This is a genomic window from Amycolatopsis sp. NPDC104587, from assembly GCF_055583645.1.
In genome coordinates, this window is the sequence record NZ_JBVJNO010000009.1 from 78488 (window position 1) to 80369 (window position 1882).

The 1882-nt window shown below is 72.3% G+C and carries 1 protein-coding gene and 1 pseudogene; both read left to right on the forward strand.

Annotation, left to right across the window (positions count from 1 at the left end; all coding sequences use genetic code 11):
• Window positions 1–183: 183 nt before the first annotated feature.
• Window positions 184–1170 carry a hypothetical protein gene (locus ACZ61C_RS27970; RefSeq protein WP_465310808.1) on the forward strand — a complete coding sequence of 329 codons (987 nt, stop codon included), beginning with the start codon at window positions 184–186 and terminating at the stop codon, window positions 1168–1170.
• A gap of 274 nt (window positions 1171–1444) precedes the next feature.
• Window positions 1445–1882, forward strand: a pseudogene (locus ACZ61C_RS27975) (DUF4328 domain-containing protein); the annotation flags it as partial.

Sequence of the window (1882 nt, forward strand, 5' to 3'; positions counted from 1 at the left end):
GACAGGCCGCCCAGGCCCGCACCACCCCCCCCCCCCCCCCCCCCCCCCCCCCCCCCCCCCCCCCCCCCCCCCCCCCCCCCCCCCCCCCCCGCGCCGGTTCTTTCCCCGATCGGCATCAACCGATCGGGCTCGTCAGGCGTGAGTCCCCCGCGAGGACGGCTTCGCGCTGGACGAGGGGGAACCATGAACCGCAGGCTGAAGGCGGTGCTGGCCGCCGCAGTGGCTTTGGCGCCGATGCTGACGGTCACCGCCGCGGCGCGCGGCGCGGACGGCTGCGCGTGGACGCGGGCCACGCTGCCGTTGCCCGCCGGGCAGACCCGGGGATACGTCGCCGCCGCCGCGAACGACGGCTGGATCGCGGGCAGCGGTTCCTCCGGTGGCGCGATCCGGTGGCACCACGGGGTCGCCGAGAACCTCGGCCGGGCGTTCGGCAAGCAGACCGAGCTGTACGACATCAACTCCGCGGGCACCGCGGTCGGGTTGACCTACAACAACGGGTTCCAGGACAGCGCGGTCGTCTACCGGGACGGGAAGTTCACGGCTCTTCCGGTCCCGCCGGGCCGGCGTTCGGCCCGGGCCCTCGCGATCAACGACGCCGGCGACGTCGCCGGGACCGCGCTCGGCATCGGGGACACCTTCGACCTGGCGATCTGGCCGGCCGCCGCGCCGGGCACCGTGCTGACGCTCAACCCCGATCCCGCCGTCTACGGGTACGTCAGCCCGGTCGAGATCGACGAGCAGGGCCGCATCCTGGTCCGCGCGGAGAACTCGCAGGCCGACTTCTTCGTGCGGCACCCGGACGGGACGATGACCAAGCTCGCGCTGGGCACCGACTACGCCAGCGCGTTCCGGAACGGCCGCATCGCGGGGGAAAAGTACGAGAACGACCGGTTCGCGACGGTCGAATGGGACTTGACCGGCACGATCGTCCGCCAGTTCGACGTCTGGGCGATCGAGCCGGCGGTCGACTCCGGCACCCGCTCGGCCGGCACCTACCTGACCGCCGAGGGCGGCGAGGCGCTCGGGGTCTGGGAAAACGGGGTCCTCACCGACACCTTGGTCACCAACCAGGACTTCGGCCGGCCAGTGCTCACCGACGACGGTGTGGTCGCGACCACGACCGGCTCCACGGTCACGACGTTCCACCACAGCTGTTCCGCGGCCGCTTGACACGCCTCACCGAAGTTGATTTTCTCACGATTCACGCACTGAAACCTGGGGGAAAACCATGCAGCCACACTTCACCGCGCCCGTTCCGCAGAGACCGATGCCGCGGGTTCGGCCGCTCGCGGGCTGGCAGAGCGCGGCCGCGATCCTGATCATCGTGACCACCGCGGTCGACATCGCGGGCGTCGCGGGCGAATGGGGCGCCTTCCCCGCGTCCGCCTGGCTGGCGGTGAGCTGGACCTACCTCGGGTTCCAGGTCGTCACCGCGATCGTCTTCATGCGGTGGCTGTGGCTCGCCCGCGCCAACGCCGAGGTGATCGAACCCGCCCGGCACCGGCACTCGCCGATGTGGGCGGTGCTCGGCTGGATCGTGCCGATCGTCAGCTTCTGGTTCCCGCAGATGGTCGTCCGGGACGTCTGGAACGCCAGCAACCCCCAGCGGCCGCGCGGTGCGGGGCGGCTGTTCCCGACGCCGGGCGCCGAGCTGGTGTCCTGGTGGTGGGCCGCCTTCCTCGGGAACCAGCTGCTGTCCTCGGTCGGCTCCCGCCTCACCGACGACACGACGACCACGCGCGACCTCGACACCGTCGCGGGGGGGGGGGGGGGGGGGGGGGGAGGGGGGGGGGGGGGGGGGGGGGGGGGGGGGTGTCCCAACACAAAAACCAACGCCCAACCCTACCAACCGTCCACCACCCTGTCTTCCGCTGTTCTGTTC